Here is a 4,875-nt window from a genome sequence, read left to right as displayed (position 1 = left end):
CCCCCCGCCCGCCGCGCCGATCGATCCGGCGCCGTGCCGGGGCGTCCGCGACGGGGCCCCGGCCGGGACCGCGGCGGGCTGAGGCGGGGAGGGGCCCCGGCCCCGTGCCTCAGCCGATGGGGCGGTACACCACCAGGGCGCCCGGCCGCTTCTCCACCACGAGGGCCGCGGGGGCGGGGGCCGTCTCCCCGTCGCGGGCCAGCGTCCCCACCCCCTCCAGCCCCGAGAGCTCCAACCGTCGCAGCCGGGCCGCCGTGTAGACGCGGGAGCGGCTCATGGTGCCCAGCAGGGCCGCGCCCAGCAGGCGGGTGCGGGCCAGCGGGGTGTCCCCGTCTATGGTCCGCACGTCCAGCAGACCCTCGTCCATGGCCTGCCGGTGCACCGGGGCGAAGCCGTCGGGCAGGTAGCGGCCGTTGCCGGCGAACAGCAGCCACACCCGGTGGGGCCGTCCGTTGATCCGGATGTCCAACGGCTCCGAGGTGCGCAGCACCCGGAACAGGGAGATCACGGCCGCCGGCCACTTGCCGAGACGGCGCTCCAGCCGTTCCCGCTCGGCCACCAGTTCCGGGTACATCCCGATGCTGAAGGTGTTCACGAACGGATAATCGGCTCCGTGGCCGTCGGTTTCCCGCGGGGTGTCGTCCCCCTCGGCCGGCTCCGGGGGGTTCCCGGCCCGCCCGGTACGGGGCCCACCGTCGTCGGTCGCACCGGTGAGCGGGCGGGCCAGCGCGAGATCCACCCGGATGGCCGTGCCCTCCTCCACCGCGGCGACGGTCTCCTCCGTGGTGTGCACGGCGAGGTCCCCGGCGAAGTGATTGAGCGTTCCGCCGGGGAACACCGCCAGCGGTACGCCCCGTTCCGCGGCCCGTTCGGCCGCCGCGTTCACGGTGCCGTCACCCCCGCAGACCCCGAGGGCGCCCCCGGTTTCCGCCGCTCGGCGCGCCGCCCGGTCCAGGGCCTCCGCCAGGTCGGGCCCCCCGTCGTCGGCCGGACCGACCTCGGTGACCTCGGCCCCGGGCAGCAGTCGGGCGATGCGCTCCGCCGGGCCCGGCCCGGGGAGCGACACCGGGGAGGCGCCGGCCGCCGCGTTCACCACGACGAACAGGCCGTTCCCCTCCGCCAACGCGGGGGCGGCCGCCACGTGCCGGATCTCCGGGGGCACCACCGGCCGGCGGGGCCACCAGCGCAGGGTGAGCACCGCCGCGCCCGCCCCCAGCAGCCAGCCCGCCAGCACGTCCCCGGGGTAGTGCACGCCGACGTGCACCCGCGACACGCCCACCGCGGCCGCGAGCGGCGCCACCACGGCGGCGTGCCGGGGGGACTCCAGGGCCACCCCGGTGGCGAACGCCGCCGCCGAGGCCGCGTGGCCGGAGGGGAAGGACCAGGTGCGCGGCTGGCGGCTCAGCCGACGCCCCAGCGGAACCTCGTCGATGGTCGGCCGCTGCCGCCGCACCCCGGCCTTGACCAGGGTGTTCACCGTGAAGGAGGCGATGGCCAGGGCCCCGAGGCCACGCATCGCCGCCCGTCCGGACCGGTGCCCGCCCAGCGCGGCCATCCCGGCGGCGGTGGCCATCCAGAGCCTGCCGTGGTTCGCGGCCCGACTGAGGCGGGGCAGCACCGCGTCGCCGGGGCGGGAGCGCCGGGCCGCCATCCGGGCGAAGAGCCGCTTGTCGAGTTCCGAGATCCTCTGCCGCATCCGTGCTCCCATCCGCCCGGACCACGGGCGCGTCCGGTCCGACCACGGGCGACCCGGGGCCGCCGGTGGGCGAGCCTACCCGCGCGTCCGTCACTCGAACGGAATCCGTCCCCGGCGCGCCCCGGCGGGCCGGTATAAAGGCGGGATGACCTCGCACTCCCCCGATTCCGCGCCCGCCGGAGGCGGCCGATCCGTCACGCTGGAGCACGTGGCGCGGGCCGCCGGGGTGTCCCGGGCCACCGTCTCCCGGGTGATCAACGACGAACCCACCGTCGACCCGGGGCTGCGCGCCCGTGTGGAGCGGGCCATCGCGGAGACGGGGTACGTGCCCAACCGCGCGGCCCGCTCACTGGTGACCCGCCGCACCGACTCCATCGCCCTGGTGGTCTCCGAGCGCGAGGACCGGGACGTCACCGGGCCGTTCGTCGGCAGGATGTTCACCGACCCCTACTTCGGACGGGTGGTCACCGGCCTCCTCGGTGTCCTGCGCCCGCGGGGCATCCAGCTGAGCCTGATGCTCGCCGACGACACGGCCTCCCGCGAGCAGTTGGCCGGCTACCTGCGGCGGGGGCACGTGGACGGGGTCGTGCTGATCTCCTCCCACCCGGCCGACCCCCTTCCGGCCCGGCTGGCCGGATCCGGCCTGCCGGTGGTCCTCGCCGGGCGCCCCGCGGTGCCGGTACCCCTCACCTATGTGGACCTCGACCAGTTCACCGGGGCCCGGCTGGCCGCGGATCGCCTGCTGGCCGAGGGGCGGCGGCGGGTGGTCACCGTCTCCGGCCCCTCGGACATGCCCGCCGGGCAGGAACGGCTGGCCGGTTTCCGGGCGGCGATGGCCGCCGCCGGCGTGGTGGACGTGCCCTGCGCGGAGGGGGACTTCACCCGGGAATCGGGCGAACGCTGCATGCGACTCCTGCTCGCCGGGCACCCCGATCTGGACGGTGTCTTCGCGGCCTCCGACCTGATGGCCTCCGGCGCGTTGGCGGCGCTGCACCGCCTGGGTCGCCGGGTGCCGGCGGACGTCGCGGTGATCGGCTTCGACGACAACTCGGTGGCCGCCGCCTGTGAACCGCCGCTCACGACGGTGCGCCAGCCCGTCGAGGAGATGGCGGCGGAGATGGCCCGGTTGCTGTTGCGACGCATCGCCGAGCCGGGGGAGGGCACACCGCCCTCGGTGGTCTTCCACCCGACGCTGGTCGTCCGCGAGAGCGGGTGAGGGGGCGGGCACGGCGAGCCCGGGTGCCGGGGAGGGCGCACTCCCCGGCACCCGGGGGCCCGGGAGCCGGTGACCACCGGTGGTCACCGGCCGGGTCTCACCGGCCGGGTGTCATTGGTACACGCGCACCCAGTCGACCGTCATGCGCTGCGGGAAGACGGTGGAGGAGTCCGGCGGGCCGGGCCAGTCCCCGCCGACGGCGCTGTTGAGGATGAGGAAGAACCTCCCGTCGAAGACCCACGGTCCCACCGTGGTCTCCAACTCCTCGCGGTCCACGGTGTGCACCACGTGGTCGTCCACCGTGAAGACCATGCCCTCGCGGGTCCAGTCCAGCGCGTAGACGTGGAAGTCGTCCCCGAAGGACTGCCCCTCGGGCAGGGAGAAGGACGAGCCGTACCCGTTGCCGCCGAAGTACGCCGGGGCGTGCAGGGTGGAGTGGACGACGTTCGGTTCGGAGCCGATGTGCTCCATGATGTCGATCTCCCCGACGTGCGGCCACGGCCGTCCGTCCTCGAAGAACGAGGAGCCCAGCATCCAGAAGGCCGGCCAGTGGCCGCGGGTGGAGGAGACCTTGATCCGGGCCTCGACCCGCCCGTAGGTGAAGTCGAGCAGGCCGTGGGTGTTGATCCGCCCCGAGGTGTACTGGCAGGTGGTGCTGCCCGAGAGCGGGTCCACCGGACAGGTGGTGCCCGGCGTCTCCTGCCGGCGCGCCTCGATCACCAACTGCCCCTCGCCGTTCAGCAGCGCGTTGTCGCTCGCGGTGTAGTACTGCAACTCGTTGTTCTGCCCCACGCCGGGGTCCGAGCGCCACTTGGTCGGGTCCGGGACGCTGCCCGCCGGGCCCTCGAAATCGTCGCTCCACACCAGTTCCATGGGCTCTCCCGGGTTCGGCGGCAGCGGCGGCGGCGCGATCGGGTCCCCGCCGGTGCCGTACACCGAGAACTCCCACAACGAGTAGCCGTAGGGGCCCGCCCGCTCGGTGCCGTACATCCGCACGTGACGCCCGGTGTTGTCGCCCGCCGGGATGTCGATGGTCTCCTTCAGCCCGCGGCCCCCGGTGGTGGACCACACGGTGCGCCACTCCCGGCCGTCGTCGGAGAGCTGGATCGCGTAGGAGCGGGCGTGGGCCGGGTCCCACTGCAGAACGACCCGGCTGATCTCGGCCGGGGCGCCGAGATCGACGGCGATCCACCCGGGGTCGGTCCAGCCCACCTCCGGCTCGGTGGCCCACCGGCTGGCCGGGTCACCGTCGAAGGCCTTGTCCGGACCGCACTCCCAGCAGGTCTCGTCGTGCTGCGAGGAGGAGGCGCTGCCGGGCCTGCCGTAGGACAGCAGCCCCTCCCGCCCGGGGTCCCCGGGCCCACCCGGATCGGTGCCGCCCTCCCCGGCCGCGTACACCTCGAACTCCCACAGCGAGAAGCCGTACGCGGTGGCCCGTTCCAGGCCGAGCATCCGCACGTACCGTCCGGTGCCGGAGACCTCGACGGTCTCGGTCCCACCGGTGGAGGCCCTCGCCTCGTGGACGGTGGTCCAGTTCCGCGCGTCGTCGGAGAGTTGGATCTCGTAGGCGGAGGCGTGCGCTGCCTCCCAGTCGAGCACGACGCGTTCGATGCCGGTCGGCTCACCGAGGTCCACGCGCAACCACTGGTCGTCGGCGAAGGCGCTGGACCAGCGGGTGCCCCGGTCGCCGTCGACGGCGGCGGAGGCGGGGAAGGCGTCGGATTCGGAGGAGGAGGCGAGGGCGGGTTTGCCCCGGGAGACCGGTGCCGGCCCGGCGGCGGAACCGGTGGCGGTCAGGGGGCCGAGGCCGAGGGCGGCCACGAGCAGGGCGACGCCCCCGGCGAGGACGCGGACCCGGCGTCCCCGGGGGGTTCTGCGACGTCCCGGCGGTGCGGTGACGGTGGATCTCATATCTCGTCCCGTTCCTTTCGTGAGGCCGTGCGGTGCGGGGGTGCGGGAGGAG

General features: G+C 75.0%; 3 protein-coding genes. 1 reads left to right on the top strand and 2 read right to left on the bottom strand.

The features are described from left to right. Positions 1 to 109 precede the first annotated feature (109 nt). Positions 110 to 1,696, bottom strand: coding sequence for a bifunctional phosphatase PAP2/diacylglycerol kinase family protein (locus tag FOE67_RS16595; protein WP_182665053.1), 1,587 nt, complete (start codon positions 1,694 to 1,696; stop codon positions 110 to 112). Positions 1,697 to 1,841: 145 nt separating this feature from the next. On the opposite strand from FOE67_RS16595, the gene FOE67_RS16590 reads away from it, so the two are divergent. Then, positions 1,842 to 2,912, top strand: coding sequence for a LacI family DNA-binding transcriptional regulator (locus FOE67_RS16590; RefSeq protein ID WP_182665051.1), 1,071 nt, complete (start codon positions 1,842 to 1,844; stop codon positions 2,910 to 2,912). Positions 2,913 to 3,023: 111 nt separating this feature from the next. Here the strand turns inward: FOE67_RS16590 and FOE67_RS16585 are convergent, their stop codons facing one another. Beyond that, positions 3,024 to 4,823 (bottom strand): discoidin domain-containing protein, encoded by a 1,800-nt coding sequence (locus FOE67_RS16585; protein WP_182665049.1) that lies wholly within the window; start codon positions 4,821 to 4,823, stop codon positions 3,024 to 3,026. Positions 4,824 to 4,875 lie beyond the last annotated feature (52 nt).

The organism is Streptomyces calidiresistens, from assembly GCF_014141525.1.
Classification (GTDB): Bacteria; Actinomycetota; Actinomycetes; order Streptomycetales; family Streptomycetaceae; genus Streptomyces; species Streptomyces calidiresistens.
This window is presented reverse-complemented; position numbering and strand designations above follow the sequence as displayed.

What these genes read in the sequence shown, in the direction of transcription:
- FOE67_RS16595 (WP_182665053.1), bottom strand. Translation starts at nt 1,696, where the DNA reads ATGCGGCAGAGGATCTCGGAACTCGACAAGCGGCTCTTCGCCCGGATG.
- FOE67_RS16590 (WP_182665051.1), top strand. Translation starts at nt 1,842, where the DNA reads ATGACCTCGCACTCCCCCGATTCCGCGCCCGCCGGAGGCGGCCGATCC.
- FOE67_RS16585 (WP_182665049.1), bottom strand. Translation starts at nt 4,823, where the DNA reads ATGAGATCCACCGTCACCGCACCGCCGGGACGTCGCAGAACCCCCCGG.